This is a genomic window from Microcystis ichthyoblabe FBCC-A1114, from assembly GCF_050500245.1.
Lineage (GTDB): Bacteria > Cyanobacteriota > Cyanobacteriia > Cyanobacteriales > Microcystaceae > Microcystis > Microcystis ichthyoblabe_A.
The window spans coordinates 985,869-1,002,799 of sequence record NZ_CP191408.1 but is presented as its reverse complement, the minus strand read 5'-3'; the positions used below and the strand labels follow the sequence as shown (position 1 = coordinate 1,002,799).

Here is a 16,931-nt window from a genome sequence, read left to right as displayed (position 1 = left end):
GGTTCTTTAAATGTCTCAGCAGTTTGATGTTTTCCTGGCTCATAATAGTGTGGATAAACCGCAAGTAAGGGTGATCGCTAAAAAACTGAGGGAACGAGGGTTAAAACCTTGGCTAGATGAGGAACAAATCCCACCAGGGATGTCATTTCAGGATGAAATTCAAAAAGCTATTCCCCTGATTAAATCGGCAGCTATTATTATTGGTACTAAGGGATTAGGAACGTGGCAGGTCATGGAACTGCGATCGCTTATTACTAAATTTGTTAATCAAAAAATTCCTGTTATTCCTGTTTTGTTACCAGGGGTTAATAATATTCCTAGTGATTTACTATTCCTACAAGAACTTAATTGGGTTAAGTTTGAGCAGATTGATGATGCTACGGCTTTTTATCGGCTACAGTGGGGCATTACCCAAGTTAAGCCAGAGTTACACCCCAAAACCGTACAATTGACCGCCGAGGAGTGGTTTAACAGTGCCTATAACAAAGGTGAATCAGGAGACAAGCAAGGTGCGATCGCTGACTACAATCAAGCCATTAAAATCAAACCTGACTATGCTTATGCCTACAACAATCGCGGGTTAGCCAAGTCTGACTTAGGAGACAAGCAAGGTGCGATCGCAGACTACAATCAAGCCATTAATATCAAACCCGACTATGCTGATGCCTACAACAATCGCGGGAATGCCAAGTATAACTTAGGAGACTACCAAGGTGCGATCGCTGACTACAATCAAGCCATTAAAATCAAACCTGACTATGCTTATGCCTACAACAATCGCGGGATAGCCAAGTCTGACTTAGGAGACAAGCAAGGTGCGATCGCAGACTACAATCAAGCCATTAATATCAAACCCGACTATGCTGATGCCTACAACAATCGCGGGTCGGCCAAGGATGACTTAGGAGACTACCAAGGTGCGATCGCTGACTACAATCAAGCCATTAATATCAAACCTGACTATGCTATTGCCTACTACAATCGCGGGATTGCCAAGTCTAACTTAGGAGACAAGCAAGGTGCGATCGCAGACTACAATCAAGCCATTAATATCAAACCTGACTATGCTATTGCCTACTACAATCGCGGGAATGCCAAGTCTAACTTAGGAGACAAGCAAGGTGCGATCGCAGACTACAATCAAGCCATTAATATCAAACCTGACTATGCTATTGCCTACAACAATCGCGGGTCGGCCAAGGATGACTTAGGAGACTACCAAGGTGCGATCGCAGACTACAATCAAGCCATTAATATCAAACCTGACTATGCTATTGCCTACTACAATCGCGGGAATGCCAAGTCTAACTTAGGAGACAAGCAAGGTGCGATCGCTGACTACAATCAAGCGGCACAACTTTACTCGCAACAGAACAAGATGGTTGATTACCAAGATGCCCTTAATCAGGTGAAAAATCTTGAAAAATGATTTTGAGGAAGGTTGTTCTCATAAAAAATGGTTGTTACTAAAATTAAAAAATCAAAATAAAGGACTGATGAATTAATCTATAATGCAAGAGACAGGAGCTATTAGCGGCAGGCTATTTGAACCATCTAAAGCGGGAGGTAAAATTCTTAAATTATCCTATCAAGAAATAAAAAACTAGGCTATCCCACTGGACAGCCACCCGATCCAGATCTGGCTTACAAGTTGTGGAATAATGCTCACACAGCAACCCTTGAAGATTATGGTTTAAAAGAAGGATTTGGCGTTTTATTTCACCCAAGTATAGAGGATTAATCATGAAAGATACCGTACAGTTAACCCAACTTGAATTGGTGCTTCTCCAATTAGTTGAAAAAGGAAAAGGAAAATGGAGTTGGTACGAATTAGCTAACGCACTTTCCCGCCGAGATGTTACTAGCCGTAGCGTGTGGATCTGAGAAGGGAACAGGGGGTCTTTGGTCGATTCTCGTTTTTTCTTCTCTCGCGCAAAGACTTGTAACCTGTAAGATATAACAACTTCAGGCAATTTGTCAAGCTTAGTTTTGGAGATTTCTAGAACGAAAACATAGGCTTTTTCCCAATTTGTTCAGTTCTTAATCTATTAATCAAAAAATTCGGTGAAAGAAAGGAGTATAAATTGGATGCTTACCTACAAAGCAATGTATAAATTTCTGGAACAGGGAGTCCATGGAGAAGTCTTGGATTTCCCTGGCGTGATTTCCTGGGGAAATGATCTAGCAGCAGTACGCCGTTCCTTAGCCAGTGCGCTGGTGGACATGGCAGAAGTTAATATATCTAGGGGGGAATCCTTACCCTTGCCTAATGAGTTGTTAACAGACCCAGAAGCGGATTTAGAAGAACCAATTTATCTAATATTTTCTGCATCAACCCATGTCCAAATTGTACCGACTTTGATAGCCTCGTGAAGCGTCGAGATTTGTTGCGTTATCTCAGTCAACAGGGTTGTCAATTGGTACGAGAAGGAAGTGAACATTCCATCTGGGAAAATCCACTCAATGGTCGGCGCACAGCCATCCCTCGACATAGAGAAATTGTAGAGTTTACTGCTGTGAGAATTTTTCGTCAGTTGGAGATACCAGAACCTTGATAACAAGGTGCGATCGCTGACTACAATCAAGCCACTAATATCAAACCCGACTATGCTGCTGCCTACAACAATCGCGGGTCGGCCAAGAAAAACTTAGGAGACTACCAAGGTGCGATCGCTGACTACAATCAAGCAGCACAACTTTACTCGCAGCAAGGCAATATGGAAGAGTATCGTAAGGCTCTCGACAGGATCAAAAATCTTGAAAAAGGATTTTGGGGAAGATTGTTCTCATAAAAAATGGTTGTTACTGAAATTAAAAAATCAAAATAAAGGACTGATGAATTAATCTATAATGCAAGAGAAAGAAGCTATTAGCGGCAGGCTATTTGAACCATCTAAAGCGGGAGGTAAAATTCTTAAATTATCCTATCAAGAAGTAAAAAACTAGGCTATCCCACTGGACAGCCACCCGATCCCGATCTGGCTTACAAATTGTGGAATAATGCTCACACAGCAACCCTTGAAGATTATGGTTTAAAAGAAGGATTTGGCGTTTTATTTCACCCAAGTATAGAGGATTAATCATGAAAGATACCGTACAGTTAACCCAACTTGAATTGGTGCTTCTCCAATTAGTTGAAAAAGGAAAAGGAAAATGGAGTTGGTACGAATTAGCTAACGCACTTTCCCGCCGAGATGTTCCTAGAGAACCTGATATGATGACAGTCTTAAAAAATCTTTGCCAGCGAGGCTTAGTCAAACGTTATGTGGAAAAAGAATCGCCGCGTGATCGTTGGGAATTGACTTCAAAAGGGGAGGCTTTGTTAAAAAATAGCTAATGACAAACCGCAAGAAGATGGGGCTAAAGTTTGGGGAAAATAGCTTGAAGGTCTAAAATTGATAAATTATGAAAAAACTTGAAAAAATCATCACAGAATTTCGCCAAGCACTAGAAAAAATCTATGGCGATAAATTAATAAACTTAGTTCTGTACGGTTCTCAAGCAAGAGGGGATGCAACAGAAGACTCTGATATTGACATCATGGTAATTTTAAAAAGTCCAGCTTCTCCTGGAGATGAAATTTTCCGTATGGGAGAAGTGAAAAATCAAATTAACCTTAAATACGATCAACTCATCTCAGTTTTGCCCATATCTGAAGAAGACTTTTTATGTAAAGATACTCCTTTATTAGAAAATATTCGCCGAGAAGGTAAGCAGTAAAACGTAGGGTGCGTTAGACGGCAAAAATTGCTGCTGTGACTGGAAGGTGACAATCCGTCGTAACGCACCACCTCTCATCAACACCTACTCATACCGGCGGTTACGTTTGCGGATAATCCAGAGGATAAACCAGATAACCAGGACAAGTAGGGCTATTTTTGACACGGGAGCCAGATATTCTTCCACAAGGGGGTAATTCTTCCCTAAAAAGTAACCTGCTGCCGTTAAAAAAACGACCCAGAGAGTCGTGCCGATGGTGGAGTAAACTAAAAAGGGAATCATCGCCATGTGATTCATCCCGGCGGGTAGGGAAATCAAAGTTCGTACTCCGGGGACCAAACGACAGAGTAAAACCGCTTTACTACCGTGACGGTTAAACCATTGATTAGCTTTTTGAATATCTTTAGCGGAAACGGTAATCCATTTGCCGTATTTATCGGCTAGTTTTTCGATTTTTTCCTCATCCACAACCCGACCGAGATAATACCAAGGTAGCGCTCCGACTACGGTTCCGACAATCCCCGCTACCACTGCCGGAATAAATTGCATTTGTCCCTCATGGACGGTAAAACCCGCTAGAGGCATAATTAATTCCGAGGGAATGGGAGGAAAAAGATTCTCTAAAAACATCAATAGGGCTATGCCTAAATAGCCCATAGAAGTCATTGTATTTGTAATCCATTCAGTCATATTTTTGAGGATTTAGAAAACAGTTTTAAAGTAGAGTATTTTCAGTGAACTGACAACCAATAACTAATAACTAATAACTAATAACTGATAACTGATAACTGATAACTGATAACTGATATTAGGTTCCGGAAGTCCAGGAGTTGATATATTCTAATTGGGCTTCGGTGAGGGTATCGATTTCAATCCCCATGGCTTGCAGTTTCAAGCGGGCGATTTCTTGGTCTAATTCGTAGGGAATTGAGTAGATGCCGGGGGCTAATTTACCTTTATTTTTAACCAAGTATTCTACACCGATCGCCTGGTTAGCGAAACTCATATCCATAACGGCGCTAGGATGACCTTCGGCGGCTGCCAGGTTAACTAGGCGACCTTCACCGATAACAACGACGGATTTACCGCTTTTTAGTCTATATTGTTGGGTAAAGTTGCGAACTTCCTTAACATTATCGGCTTTTGCGCCTAAAGCTTGCAGGTCGATTTCAATATCAAAGTGACCGGAGTTGGAAACAATCGCCCCATCTTTCATCAGGTCAAAATGTTCAGCCCGGATAACGTGCTTGTTACCAGTGACAGTGATAAAGATATCGCCTTCCTTAGCGGCTTCATCCATGGGCATAACCCGGAAACCGTCCATCGCCGCTTCAATGGCCCGCACGGCGTTAATTTCGGTGACAATTAGATTAGCACCTAAACCTTTGGCCCGCATAGCCACACCTTTACCACACCAACCATAACCAGCCACAACCACGGTTTTACCGGCAAGAAGGATATTGGTGGCGCGAATGATACCATCAAGGGTAGATTGACCTGTACCGTAGCGATTATCAAAGAAATGCTTGGTTTCTGCGTCGTTAACGTTCATTGCGGGGAAGGATAACACCCCGGCTTTGAGCATGGCTTGCAAACGGACGATACCGGTGGTAGTTTCTTCGGTAGTACCGATAATGTCGGGTAATTGGTGACTTCTTTCTTTAACTAGGGTGGCCACTACATCACAACCATCATCGATGATAATCTGGGGTTTATGATCGAGGGCGATTTGAACGTGACGGTGATAGGTGTCGTTATCTTCCCCTTTGATTGCATAAACGGGGATGCCGTAATCAGCGACCAAACAAGCGGCCACATCATCTTGGGTGGAAAGGGGATTACTGGCAATCAGTAACGCATCAGCTCCACCGGCTTTGAGTGCGATGGCCAAATTAGCGGTCTCGGTGGTAACGTGGCAGCAAGCGACTAAACGCAGTCCAGCAAAGGGTTTTTCGATGGCGTAACGTTCGGCTAATTGACGCAAAACGGGCATTTCCCGACCGGCCCATTCGATGCGCTGTTTGCCGATGGGGGCTAAACTAATATCTTTGATGTCGTATTTCTGTTGAACTGGTGTTGCTACCATAAGGGGTTTTCCTTAAATACAAGCCTAGGCTATTGGTTAATTTAACTTAACATTGTCTGGGGATTTTGGCTAATGTCAAGCTTTCCACCGGTTTTTTATATAGGAAAAAGTTATCAATCCCTCACTGACCTATCCAGAACTCAGTATATTGTCTCTATTTTGGGTAATTATATAGTACAATAAAACTACTGTATGATCTAAATTAAGCTAGAAATCTCTATCTCGTGATGATAAGATCGACTAATGGGCGACAAACTGACAGGCGTTAATCCCAAGATAATCCAATGGGCAAGAGAAAGGGCAAGATATTCTCTTGGGTCTGTGGCGGTCAAGTTTAAAAAAGATGTTTCTGTTATCGAAAAATGGGAGTCAGGAGAGGACTTTCCTACTTATAGTCAATTGGAAAAGTTAGCAGAAATATATAAACGTCCTCTCGCTTTATTCTTTTTCCCAGAACCTCCCCTAGAAGCGGAGGAAAAACAAGAATTTAGAACTTTGCCAGACTTTGAAATCGAAAATTTGGCCGCCGATACTATCTATGCTTTACGACAAGCAAAAGCGATGCAATTGTCGCTACAGGAAATTAATAATGGTATTAATCCTAGTACCAAGAAAATCTTTCAGGATATTTCGGTTAGCTCTAGTGATGATTTAAGGATATTAGCCGAACAGATCAGAAATTATTTAAACGTTACTCTAGAAGAACAACTGACCTGGAATGATCAGGAAACTGCCTTAAAAAAATGGCGGAGTGCCGTGGAAGAAGCCGGTATTTTTATTTTTAAGCGTTCTTTTAAGCAGCGAGAAATTTCGGGATTTTGCTTTATAGATATTGAATTTCCGATCATCTATCTTAATAATAGCACTGAAAAATCTAGACAAATATTTACCATTTTTCATGAATTAGCACATATTCTTTTGCAGACTAATGGAATTACTAAATCTGACGATAGATATATTAATAGTTTGCAAGGAGAAAATAAATATATCGAGATATTTTGTAATAAATTTGCTGCGGAGTTTCTGCTTCCTAATCATGTTTTTTCTGAGATAATCAGAGAAACAATAGTTAACGTTAACGATAACGATAAAATTATCTCGAAAATTTCCAGTGATTATAAGGTTAGTCGAGAAGTAGTTTTACGAAAACTATTAGATAATAACTTAATCTCCCAGAAAGAATATACTCTTAAAGTAAGCGAGTGGTACAGTGAGCAGGTGGGAAAAAGTCAGGACAAAAATAAAAAATCTGGAGGTAATCCCTATGCTAATCAGGCGACATATTTGGGAGAAAATTACCTAAAACTTGTGTTCAATAAATACTATCAAGGCCAATACGATATCGAGCGTGTTGCTGATTATCTAAACATTAAAAAAGTTGCTACGGTGGAAAAACTTGAACAATATTTATTAGACAAAGGACTGTTTTGATGGTTTACATTTTTGACACAAGTAGTTTTAAGGTTTTAGGAAACTATTTTCCCAAAAGTTTTCCTACCGTTTGGCAAAAAATCGATTTGCTTGTGTCAGAAGGTAAACTAAAATCAGTACGCGAAGTGCTTAAAGAAGTAGAATATGGCAATAATAAACAATTTGTTTTAGATTGGATAGACTTCAATAAACAAATATTTTTACCACCCACTGCTCAGGAAACTTTATTTATTGCTGAAACTTTTTCTATAAGTAACTTTAAGGATTTAGTGAGTCAAAAAGCAAGATTACAAGGAAAACCAGTGGCAGACCCATTTATTATTGCCTGTGCCAAGATAAAAGACGGTTGCGTAATTACCGAAGAAGCCTTGAAGCCTAATGCTCCCAAAATCCCCACAGTCTGTCAACACTTTTCTATCGATTGTACCAATGTTCAGGGTTTAATGGAGCGGGAAGGTTGGCAATTTTAAAACTAAAATTAATGGATAAATTGCCAATAAATTTATATGTTGAAAAGGCTTTTTCTGGAAAACTAATAACCATGTTCAGCCAGAAATTCTAGGCTAATCTCGGTAGGAGGGTGATAAGAGCGCATTCCTAGCAATTTTTCCACATATTTGCCTAAAATATCCCCTTCTAGATTCACCCAATCGCCTAATTTTAAATGGGAAAGATTGGTTTCAGCGTAGGTGTGGGGGATGACTGCCACTTTAAACCAGCTGCTGGAGGCATCACAATCGGCCACGGTTAAACTGATGCCATTAACAGCTATACTGCCCTTACCGACGATATAACGAGCTATGTAGTTATTCCACTGCTCTTCTAGGGAACTAGGGGCAGCAAAGGTCATTTCCCACGAATTAGCCACGATTATCGATTCGACTAAACAGCCAATTCCGTCCACATGACCGGTGACAAAATGACCGCCGATTTTACTACCCACCCGCAAAGAGGTTTCTAGGTTAACGTTGGTTTCTGTTTTAATCCTTCGTCCTAAAGTAGTGCGCTGTAGGGTTTCTGGGGAAGCGGTGGCCACAAAACCCTCTGAGAGAATTTCCTCGACTGTCAAACAAACTCCATCCACAGCCACACTATCACCAATCATTAAATCTTGGAGAATTGTATCAGAGGATACAGACAAATATAGTATATCAGTATTCACGACCCGAATTTTTCCCAAGGCTTGAATTAATCCTGTAAACATCGGCTTTTTTCTCGACTATAAATCCTTATGAGTGAAAGATTGGGCATTTTCCCCAGAATAATCGGCGACAATATGACCATCTCCCACTAATTGATATTTGTAGGTCACTAATCCCTCTAATCCCACCGGACCACGGGGGGGCATTTTTTGGGTACTGATACCCACTTCGGCCCCAAAACCGTAACGGAAACCATCGGCAAATCGCGTGGAACAATTATGAAAAACTCCAGCGGCATCGACTCGATCGCTAAAGGTTTTGGCCGTGTTAAAATTTTCGCTGACAATGGCTTCCGTGTGTCGAGAACCGTAATAATTAATATGTTCGATTGCCGATTCTAGACTATCAACAATTTTAATTGACAGAATTAAATCACTATATTCGGTTTGCCAGTCTTCTTCTGTGGCCGATGGTACGTTAATAATCTGACGAGTTGCTTCATCTCCCAATAATTTAACCTTTTTTTCCTCTAATGCTCGGGCCACTGCGGGTAAAAATTGTCTAGCGATGTCTTGATGAACCAATAAAGTTTCAATGGTATTACAAGCGGCAGGATATTGGGTTTTACCATCAACGGTAATCCTAATTGCTTTGCTTAAATCGGCTTCTTTGTCGATGTAGAGATGACAAATACCATCGGCATGGCCGAGGACAGGAATGCGGGTATTATTTTGGATATAACGCACAAATTCGTTAGAACCTCTAGGAATTATTAAATCGATGTATTGATCAAGTTTTAATAGTTCCTGAATTTCTTCTCTTGTTGTTAACAATTGCACCGCCGCCGAATTAACTTTAGTTTGACTCAATGCTTGATGAATAATTGTTACTAAAGCTTGACAAGAACGGAGCGCCTCTTTCCCCCCTTTTAAAATAACGCCATTGCCGGATTTTATCGCTAAACTGGTAATTTGAATTAAAGCATCGGGACGAGCTTCAAAAATAACCCCTAAAACCCCTAAAGGACAGGTTATTCTCCGAAGAATTAAACCTTGATCTAATTGCCGATTAATTTGTATAGTAGCTAAAGGATCTGCTAATTTAGCCAGATCTCGCACCCCGGCAATGGCGGTTTTTAATTTGCCAGGACTTAACTCTAAACGCGCACATAAAGCTGGAGATAATTCCATCGCCTTGGCTGTTTGAACATCGGCGATATTCGCTTCTAGTATTTTATCAGCATTGGCAGTCAAAGCCTCAGCAATAGCCTCTAAAGCTTCATTCCTTTCTTCGTTAGTCAGAATAGCCAGTTGACGACTCGCTTGACGGGTTTCTCTGGCGATTTCGGGGAGGGATAGAGAAGTTGTAACCATAGAAAATTAAAAGTAATAACCGCTATCTTGTTTATTTTATCTTATTTTTGATCAAGTTTCAGGGTCATTACACCTCATTGTAAAAATCAAAAATTGTTGTTAGGTTTAGGATTCAGTAGCCAGGAGAATTAAGAATCAACAATAATCAATTAAATGGTCTATTTACAGATTTTAGGCAATTTAATCCTTATTTTTGCTGGTTTTGAACCCTCAAAAATTAATTAGGCAAGAGGTTTATTGAAGGTTATCAACTCTTGTCATGATCATCATAAATCTAGTTAAATAGAAAAAATAGCCGAAATTAGTGATTTTTCTATCCTAGACCTGTAGAGACATTATAGTTAACATCCCTACAGCATCTAGACTATCTAGACCAGATTGGCAATCAGACAGTTAGATACCTCTTGACGCGCCCAACTATCGGCGGCTAAAATGTCATCTAGGCTAGGGGTAGAACTGTTATGAATCGCAAAGCGATCGCAAACTTTTTCAATCACCCGGGGAATATCTAAGAAGCTAATCTTTTCTTCTAAAAATAATGCTACCGCTTGTTCATTAGCTGCATTTAATACTGCTGGCATTGCCCCACCTGAGCGGCCGGCCGCATAAGCTAATCCCATACAGGGATATTTTTGATGATCGGGTTCTTTGAAGGTTAAACTGCCGGCTTTAACTAAATTTAAAGGTTCCCAATCGGTATAAATTCTTTCGGGCCAAGACAAGGCATATAACAGGGGTAAACGCATATCGGGCCAGCCTAATTGGGCTAAAACCGAGGTATCCTGTAACTCAATTAAAGAGTGAATAATACTTTGGGGATGAATAACAATATCGATCGCATTATAATCGACGCCAAATAAATAATGAGCTTCGATAACTTCTAGACCTTTATTCATTAAAGTAGCCGAATCGATGGTGATTTTTCTGCCCATAGACCAGTTAGGATGTTTCAGGGCATCAGCTACGGTTACTTGTGGCAATTTTTCCACGGGTAGATCCCGAAAAGCACCCCCAGAAGCGGTGAGAATAATCTTTTTTAATCCCCCAGTGGGAACTCCCTGTAAACATTGAAAAATAGCTGAATGTTCCGAATCAGCAGGTAATAATTTAACTCCGTGTTTTTCCACTAAAGGCAGCACCACCGGACCGCCAGCAATCAGGGTTTCTTTATTAGCAAGAGCGATATCTTTACCGGCAGTAATAGCGGCAATCGTGGGCAGCAATCCCGCACAACCAACAATTCCCGTGACGACGCTTTCGGAATCGCCATAACGGGCCACTTCGATTACTCCTTCCTTTCCTGCTAGGATAATCGGGGTATAGTCAAGGTCGGAAATTAGGCTTTTCAGGTCTTCTAGTTGACTTTCGTTATTAATCGCCACGATTTGCGGGCGAAATTGCCGAATTTGCTCCGATAGTAGTTGAATATTATTACCCGTGGCTAATCCCACCACTTGAAACTTATCGGGATGATCGGTGACAATATCGAGAGTTTGAGTGCCGATCGAGCCAGTAGAGCCTAAAATCGAGATTTTTTTCATTAGAAACTTAATATAATTTGGGGATTAGCTTTAAATATACGTTCTCTGGGGTCTTTCCGGCACATCAGCGTAAATATTAAACATTTGTTAAAAAAGTTGATAGTTTGACCTTTTTATGCTACGGCTTAGAAAAAGTTAGCGATAGAGATGGTGACAGAGAAGAAATCGAATAGAAAGGCCAATGGATTAGGCTGTCTAGCGGGGGGTCTGGTTTTTTGCCTCTTATTTCCCCTGTGTTTTTTCTTTTTTGGTTGGTTATCCTTCGCTCTTGGGATGAGTTGTGCTTTCCCCAGTCAATGTTCGACAGAGGAGGAAATAATCAAGTTTATCCTATCAATGATTTCGTTTTTTGGGGGAGGATTCGCCGTACCTATATTCCTCAGTTGTGCCGTGGGAAAAGCCGTTAGATTTGGGTTAAGTCGCAGAAAAAATAACCGAACTTAAACATAAGTTCGGCTAGATTTAATTTAACAACTGGATAAAACTAACTTTCTGTCGTGACTGCTGTGGTGGGAGGCAACTTAATATTAGTAGCTAATCCCAGAATTTGCAGCAGACGAATGGTCATCCAAGTCAGATCAACTTCCCACCATTGTAGGCCATGACGGGCAGAATACTGATAGGCATGGTGATTATTGTGCCAACCTTCACCGAAAGTTAAGAGAGCAACCCACCAACAATTTTTAGAATTATCGTGGGATTCATGGCTAACATAACCGAATTTGTGGGTGGCGCTGTTGACAAACCAAGTGGAGTGGAAAACTAAGACCAAGCGAACAAAAATTCCCCAAATTACAAACGGCCAACCACCCATAGCATAGAGAATTAAGCCTAGAACAATTTGGATAGGAACAAAATAATTTTGACAGAATTTATAGAAAGGATCGTCGGCGATATCCTGGGTAAAACGAGCAATTTCTTCATCAGCAGGAATTTCGTGCAACATCCAACCCATGTGACTCCACCAGAAACCTTTATTAGAATCGTGGGGATCGGGAGCAGTATCAGAATATTTATGATGAAGACGATGTAAACCTATCCATGCGATCGCACCCCCCTGACAAGCGAGAGTCCCGCACAAAACCAGAAAGTATTCTAACCATTTGGGAGTCTTAAAACTCCGATGGGAAACCAAACGATGGAAACCGAGGGTAATTCCTAAACCCCCAGTAATCCAATAAAGAATCAATGTCACTCCTACAGCACCCCAGCTAAAATTGCCAGGCAAGAAGGCTAAAAGAGCCACTAAGTGGATAAAAGCCATGTAGATGAGAGTCACCCAGTCAATGGGCAGTTTTTCGGAAGTCGCAACAGTCATTGAATAACCCAAAGGGAAACAACAGGAGACAGAGCATCATTGTCTTATCTGTCTCGATTTGACACAGGGGGAACTTTGACGCTTAATAAATAGTAACAAATATCACAGTCTATTGTTTGATGGATATCCCCTCTCTATTCCACAGGGCAGAAGAGGCCCTACTCCCCATCTTTTCGGAAATTGACGCACAGGTCAAGGAAAATCTCGCTAAAATCCTATTGGGAAAGTATGGCGAAGCGATTGATTTCCCTAAGTGAGGGTTTTTATCGGCAATGCTATCGGACGGGAAAGCCGCAGTCAATACAGCCTAATCTCTTCTAGAAACAGTAAATAAGGTGATTTATAGATAAAAAAAGACAAATAAGTCCCAAATATCTGTTTTATCCGCTCATAACTCTATATTTAGCCAGATTACATCGAAATCAATGACTGTTTATTTACCTAAACAAATACTTCAGACTAATCATCCTCATCCCGTGGCGATCAGCGAAATTGTCTCGATAGCGATCGAAGCCCTCTGGAGCAATAAACTGCGGACTTTGTTAACCATGTTAGGGGTGATTATTGGCATTGCCTCCGTGATTGCTCTCACCTCCGTAGGCCAAGGAGTACAAAAAGCCACCGAACAAAAAATTCAATCTCTAGGTACTAATGTTTTACAAATTTTACCAGGAGAAGCCAGAACTGGCGGTATTAGTCTCGGCCGCGGTTCCAGTAGTACCTTAATCTGGGAAGATGCCAAAGTTATTCAAAATCAAGTTCCCGGTGTACAGGTGGTCTCCGCCTATCTGCAGCGTCCGGCACCGATGGTGGCGGGCGAGGTCAATCATGCCACTAATGTGGTGGGCATCGATCTTAACTACTTGACATCCTCGCCGCCGTAAAACGGACGGCGATCCCCAAACCTCACGATTTAGGTTTCTGCTTCTTTCCCTTGCGGGGTTCCGCACCTGCCTTAACAGATTTACTCTGTTCTGGTCTTATGGTCGCTCGACAGACTGACACCGCAAGCCCTGCGGCCAAAATATTTTTACTAGCGTTAATATCTCGGTCATGGTGAGTCCCACAGTCTGGACAGTCCCATTCTCGAACATTTAACGGCATTTTCTCAGCAATATACCCACAATTACTACATCTTTTAGAACTAGGAAACCATCTATCTATTTCGATGTAATTTCTCCCATACCAACGGCATTTATAGGCTAATTGTCGAGTGATTTCTCCCCAGCTTACATCAGATATTGCCTGAGATAACTTGGGGTTTTTGACCATATTCTTGACGGCTAAATTCTCAACCACAATCGTTTGGTTTTCACGAACTAATTGAGTGGTTAGCTTGTGTAAATGGTCTTTTCTGCTATCGGTGATTTGAGCGTGAATCTTGGCTACTTTGATTCTTGCTTTTTCCCGATTTTTTGACCCTTTCTGTTTTCGAGAAAGACTTTTAGATGCTCTTCGCAGTCTCCGATAATGCTTTTTAAAATGCTCAGGATTAGACACTTTATCGCCATCGCTGGTAATCACTAGGCTACTAATTCCTAAGTCAATTCCGATGGCTTTATCTGTTACTGGTAATGGCTTAATCGTTGGGTCATCAAATCTTATTGAAATATGCCAGCGTCCTGAGGGATGTAATCTGACTGTTACTGTACTTGGGTCACAGCTTTCTGGTATTTGTCTTGACCATCGAATAGGTAAAGGTTCTGTGCATTTGGCTAAATAGATTTGTTTGTCTTTAAATTTAAAAGCAGATTTGGTAAATTCGGCACTTCCTCCCTGATGTTTTTTCTTAAAGTTGGGATACTTAGTACGACCAGCAAAGAAATTAGTAAAAGCTGTTTGTAGGTGTCTTAACCCTTGTTGTAAAGGTACACAGCTAACTTCGTTTAAAAAGTCTAATTCTTCTTGTTTTTTCCAATCGGTTAGCATTGAAGAAGTTTGAGCGTAGCCTACTCTTTCTTGCTTTTCGTACCAAGCTTGTGTTCGTTCGTGGAGAGCTTTATTGTAAACCAATCTTACACATCCCAAAGTGCGCCGCAATAGCGACTCTTGTTCGGGTGTTGGGTAAAATCGGTAAGAATAGGCTTTTTCCATGTCTCATATTTTAGCATATATTTCGTAAACGATGCTCATATTTAACAGCAAAGCCAACCTAAAACGGCGGGGTTTCAGACCCAAATTTTCGATGAAAGCGAGAAATACAGAACTCAGCCAAGGTCGATTTTTTACCGAGGAAGAAATGGCACAGGCGACACCAGTGGCGATTTTAGGCTCGACTCTGTTAACAGAACTCTTTGGCGATGATACCAATGCGATCGGTAAAAAGCTTTGGATTGAAAGAAAAAATAGTTACGAAATTATTGGCGTATTTGAGCCAAAAGGTGCCGAAGGTTCGATTGATCGCGACGATCAGGTCTTTATTCCTCTGAGCAATATGTCCTCTCGTCTGGTGGGCAATAATTCTTTAAGTGGTAAGGCCGTTAACGGCATTTATGTCAAAGTTGACCAGCAAGATCAGATGAAAAATGCCGAGTATTGTAAAGTTTCAATACAAATATGGTCATATATAGTCATTTATGGTAATATGTGCAGACAAAACTATCGGACTAGGCAAAAAAAACAGGAATAAGTTATCGAACGGCTTGGAGGTGGTGGAAACAAGGGAATTTAACAGGCTATCAATTGCCTTCTGGTACAATTATCACAACGGATGACAACCCTTCAAAACCCGACGCTGAGTTAAAAGACAACGGATAATAATGTTAGTAGCCGAAAGACACATTATCAAGAAAGGACATCGATTTTGGGCTGAGATAGATAATTTATCTTGGCAGTCTAAAAATCTCTACAACTCAGCCAATTATTTAATCCGACAAAACTTCATTTATGGTCATGGCTATTTGACCTATAATCAGATGGCCTCTCTGATGAAAAAGACAGAACAGTATCAAGCTTTACCCGCTAAAGTTTCCCAACAAGTTTTAAGAGGATTAGACCGGAACTGGCCATCATTTTTTGCCGATTCATCATTTGACTATACTTTTACTAACTATCTTTCAACACGAATAGGATTATCTGGAAGGAATACTCTTTCTCGATCGCCTTGCTTCTCCGGCGGATTTATACTCGGAGGAAGAATAGCAAAAAATCAGTAATATTGCTGAATATAAGCGATAAAATCCCAAAATATGCTTATCTCTTCAAAATAGTTTAAACAGCTTAACAGGACTATATTTATCTGACGACAAAGTTTTTGTTCGTAAATCTAAATTTTTTGTTAAAATGATAACGATTATCATTCTAGGAAAGCTAAAATACCAAACAAACGAACTACTTGACAAAATAAACTAATTGTGCAGTGGAACTCTGCCCTCAATTAACGAGGGAGATACTCAAGACTTTTTCGGTGACTAGGAAAATCAATTTTTCCAGATTTCCGCCCCGGAGATAAACCCAAAGACGAGGGAATAACCCGATAGCTTTCATTAGTTATCGTCTAGATGCCCAGAAAAATAAATACTCTAGCAAAGGGTATTTATTAACATTGGTAAAATCAGAAAACTCGGCCGATCAATTAACTATTGGAGTCCATAAAAATATCTATGACCTTAGCTAAGTCCAAAGCAATTTTTGACAATGATGACTACAATCACTTTCCCGAAGTGATTACCGAACCTAAATCGCCGGTATCAGAAGCCGAGATGATGCAAGCGGTAAGAACACTGCTGTTAGGATTAGGAGAAGATCCCGATCGCGAAGGTTTACGAGACACTCCTAAACGAGTAGTAAAAGCCCTAAAATTTCTCACTTCTGGTTATCAGCAATCCCTGGATGAATTGCTGAATGGGGCAGTTTTTCACGAGGATGCTAACGAGATGGTTTTAATCCGAGACATCGATATTTTTAGCTCCTGTGAACACCATATTTTACCAATTATCGGCCGCGCTCATGTTGCCTATATTCCTAACGGGAAAGTGATCGGTTTATCGAAAATTGCCCGCATCTGTGAAATGTACGCCAGACGACTGCAAGTACAGGAACGTTTAACCGCACAAATTGCCGATGCTTTGCAGGGATTACTGCAACCTCAAGGGGTAGCTGTGGTGATTGAAGCGACTCATATGTGTATGGTAATGCGCGGGGTTGAAAAACCCGGTTCTTGGACTTCTACGAGTGCCGTGCGCGGTATTTTTGCCGATTCTGCTAAGACTCGTCAAGAGTTTATGAGTTTGATTCGTCATAGTCCCGATTTTCACTAATTAGTCAGGGGGATCGGGATTATTTGATCGTCCTATCCCCAGTTTTTTCCTAGGTAAAAAA

General features: G+C 40.9%; 19 protein-coding genes and 3 pseudogenes. 15 read left to right on the top strand and 7 right to left on the bottom strand.

Annotated features, from left to right (window positions below):
* Window positions 1–10: 10 nt before the first annotated feature.
* The 7 genes from ACQY1Y_RS04830 (at window position 11) to ACQY1Y_RS04800 (ending at window position 3,720) form a co-directional block, all read left to right on the top strand.
* A complete protein-coding gene (locus tag ACQY1Y_RS04830; protein ID WP_430014086.1) occupies window positions 11–1,429 on the top strand; it encodes a tetratricopeptide repeat protein in 1,419 nt (472 codons plus the stop codon).
* Window positions 1,430–1,743: 314 nt separating this feature from the next.
* Entirely contained in the window at window positions 1,744–1,884 is a 141-nt protein-coding gene (locus ACQY1Y_RS04825; protein WP_002735012.1) for a hypothetical protein, read from the top strand.
* Between the two features lie 204 nt (window positions 1,885–2,088).
* Window positions 2,089–2,373: a type II toxin-antitoxin system HicB family antitoxin gene (locus ACQY1Y_RS04820; RefSeq protein ID WP_002734253.1), complete on the top strand. Its 285-nt coding sequence runs from the start codon at window positions 2,089–2,091 to the stop codon at window positions 2,371–2,373.
* The gene (locus ACQY1Y_RS04815; RefSeq protein ID WP_002734683.1) at window positions 2,370–2,555 is read left to right on the top strand and encodes a type II toxin-antitoxin system HicA family toxin; all 186 of its coding nucleotides are present in this window, start codon (window positions 2,370–2,372) and stop codon (window positions 2,553–2,555) included. The genes ACQY1Y_RS04820 and ACQY1Y_RS04815 overlap by 4 nt, the downstream gene beginning before the upstream one ends.
* A gap of 12 nt (window positions 2,556–2,567) precedes the next feature.
* Window positions 2,568–2,792, top strand: coding sequence for a tetratricopeptide repeat protein (locus ACQY1Y_RS04810; protein ID WP_430014644.1), 225 nt, complete (start codon window positions 2,568–2,570; stop codon window positions 2,790–2,792).
* Between the two features lie 290 nt (window positions 2,793–3,082).
* Window positions 3,083–3,337, top strand: a complete 255-nt coding sequence (locus ACQY1Y_RS04805; protein WP_002732184.1) for a hypothetical protein — start codon at window positions 3,083–3,085, stop codon at window positions 3,335–3,337.
* Window positions 3,338–3,405: 68 nt separating this feature from the next.
* Window positions 3,406–3,720, top strand: a complete 315-nt coding sequence (locus ACQY1Y_RS04800) for a nucleotidyltransferase domain-containing protein (RefSeq protein ID WP_002733723.1) — start codon at window positions 3,406–3,408, stop codon at window positions 3,718–3,720.
* A gap of 84 nt (window positions 3,721–3,804) precedes the next feature.
* On the opposite strand, the gene ACQY1Y_RS04795 is transcribed toward ACQY1Y_RS04800, so the two are convergent.
* Both ACQY1Y_RS04795 and ahcY read right to left on the bottom strand, forming a co-directional pair.
* A complete protein-coding gene (locus ACQY1Y_RS04795) occupies window positions 3,805–4,410 on the bottom strand; it encodes a DedA family protein (RefSeq protein WP_002769621.1) in 606 nt (201 codons plus the stop codon).
* Between the two features lie 118 nt (window positions 4,411–4,528).
* The gene (gene ahcY, locus ACQY1Y_RS04790; protein WP_002755549.1) at window positions 4,529–5,806 is read right to left on the bottom strand and encodes an adenosylhomocysteinase; all 1,278 of its coding nucleotides are present in this window, start codon (window positions 5,804–5,806) and stop codon (window positions 4,529–4,531) included.
* Between the two features lie 243 nt (window positions 5,807–6,049).
* On the opposite strand from ahcY, the gene ACQY1Y_RS04785 reads away from it, so the two are divergent.
* Together ACQY1Y_RS04785 and ACQY1Y_RS04780 are read left to right on the top strand one after the other, a co-directional pair.
* Window positions 6,050–7,237, top strand: coding sequence for an ImmA/IrrE family metallo-endopeptidase (locus ACQY1Y_RS04785; RefSeq protein WP_430014085.1), 1,188 nt, complete (start codon window positions 6,050–6,052; stop codon window positions 7,235–7,237).
* Window positions 7,237–7,707: a PIN domain-containing protein gene (locus ACQY1Y_RS04780; RefSeq protein WP_130757257.1), complete on the top strand. Its 471-nt coding sequence runs from the start codon at window positions 7,237–7,239 to the stop codon at window positions 7,705–7,707. Before ACQY1Y_RS04785 ends, ACQY1Y_RS04780 begins: the two co-directional genes overlap by 1 nt.
* A 62-nt stretch (window positions 7,708–7,769) precedes the next feature.
* On the opposite strand, the gene ACQY1Y_RS04775 is transcribed toward ACQY1Y_RS04780, so the two are convergent.
* The 4 genes from ACQY1Y_RS04775 to ACQY1Y_RS04760 all read right to left on the bottom strand — a co-directional run bounded on the left by ACQY1Y_RS04775 (window position 7,770) and on the right by ACQY1Y_RS04760 (window position 12,611).
* Window positions 7,770–8,441, bottom strand: coding sequence for a riboflavin synthase (locus tag ACQY1Y_RS04775; RefSeq protein WP_430014084.1), 672 nt, complete (start codon window positions 8,439–8,441; stop codon window positions 7,770–7,772).
* 15 nt (window positions 8,442–8,456) lie between these two features.
* The gene (proA, locus tag ACQY1Y_RS04770; protein WP_016516126.1) at window positions 8,457–9,752 is read right to left on the bottom strand and encodes a glutamate-5-semialdehyde dehydrogenase; all 1,296 of its coding nucleotides are present in this window, start codon (window positions 9,750–9,752) and stop codon (window positions 8,457–8,459) included.
* Between the two features lie 368 nt (window positions 9,753–10,120).
* A complete protein-coding gene (gene dxr / locus ACQY1Y_RS04765; RefSeq protein ID WP_430014083.1) occupies window positions 10,121–11,293 on the bottom strand; it encodes a 1-deoxy-D-xylulose-5-phosphate reductoisomerase in 1,173 nt (390 codons plus the stop codon).
* A gap of 484 nt (window positions 11,294–11,777) precedes the next feature.
* Window positions 11,778–12,611: an acyl-CoA desaturase gene (locus ACQY1Y_RS04760; RefSeq protein ID WP_002733282.1), complete on the bottom strand. Its 834-nt coding sequence runs from the start codon at window positions 12,609–12,611 to the stop codon at window positions 11,778–11,780.
* A gap of 119 nt (window positions 12,612–12,730) precedes the next feature.
* Here ACQY1Y_RS04760 and ACQY1Y_RS04755 point away from each other — a divergent pair.
* Window positions 12,731–12,829: pseudogene (locus tag ACQY1Y_RS04755) on the top strand (aluminum resistance protein); the annotation flags it as partial.
* Window positions 12,830–13,036: 207 nt separating this feature from the next.
* Window positions 13,037–13,495: an ABC transporter permease gene (locus ACQY1Y_RS04750; RefSeq protein WP_430014082.1), complete on the top strand. Its 459-nt coding sequence runs from the start codon at window positions 13,037–13,039 to the stop codon at window positions 13,493–13,495.
* 22 nt (window positions 13,496–13,517) lie between these two features.
* Here the strand turns inward: ACQY1Y_RS04750 and ACQY1Y_RS04745 are convergent, their stop codons facing one another.
* Complete coding sequence (locus ACQY1Y_RS04745; protein WP_430014081.1) at window positions 13,518–14,705, bottom strand: RNA-guided endonuclease InsQ/TnpB family protein; 1,188 nt, start codon at window positions 14,703–14,705, stop codon at window positions 13,518–13,520.
* A 91-nt stretch (window positions 14,706–14,796) separates the two neighbouring features.
* On the opposite strand from ACQY1Y_RS04745, the gene ACQY1Y_RS04740 reads away from it, so the two are divergent.
* From ACQY1Y_RS04740 to folE, 4 genes and pseudogenes are all read left to right on the top strand, one after another.
* Entirely contained in the window at window positions 14,797–15,240 is a 444-nt protein-coding gene (locus ACQY1Y_RS04740) for an ABC transporter permease (protein WP_430014080.1), read from the top strand.
* 130 nt (window positions 15,241–15,370) lie between these two features.
* Window positions 15,371–15,640: pseudogene (locus ACQY1Y_RS04735) on the top strand (transposase); the annotation flags it as partial.
* A gap of 22 nt (window positions 15,641–15,662) precedes the next feature.
* Window positions 15,663–15,752 (top strand): annotated as a pseudogene (locus tag ACQY1Y_RS04730) (peptide deformylase); the annotation flags it as partial.
* A gap of 461 nt (window positions 15,753–16,213) precedes the next feature.
* Window positions 16,214–16,870, top strand: coding sequence for a GTP cyclohydrolase I FolE (gene folE / locus ACQY1Y_RS04725; RefSeq protein WP_002752393.1), 657 nt, complete (start codon window positions 16,214–16,216; stop codon window positions 16,868–16,870).
* The last annotated feature ends 61 nt before the right edge of the window (window positions 16,871–16,931 follow it).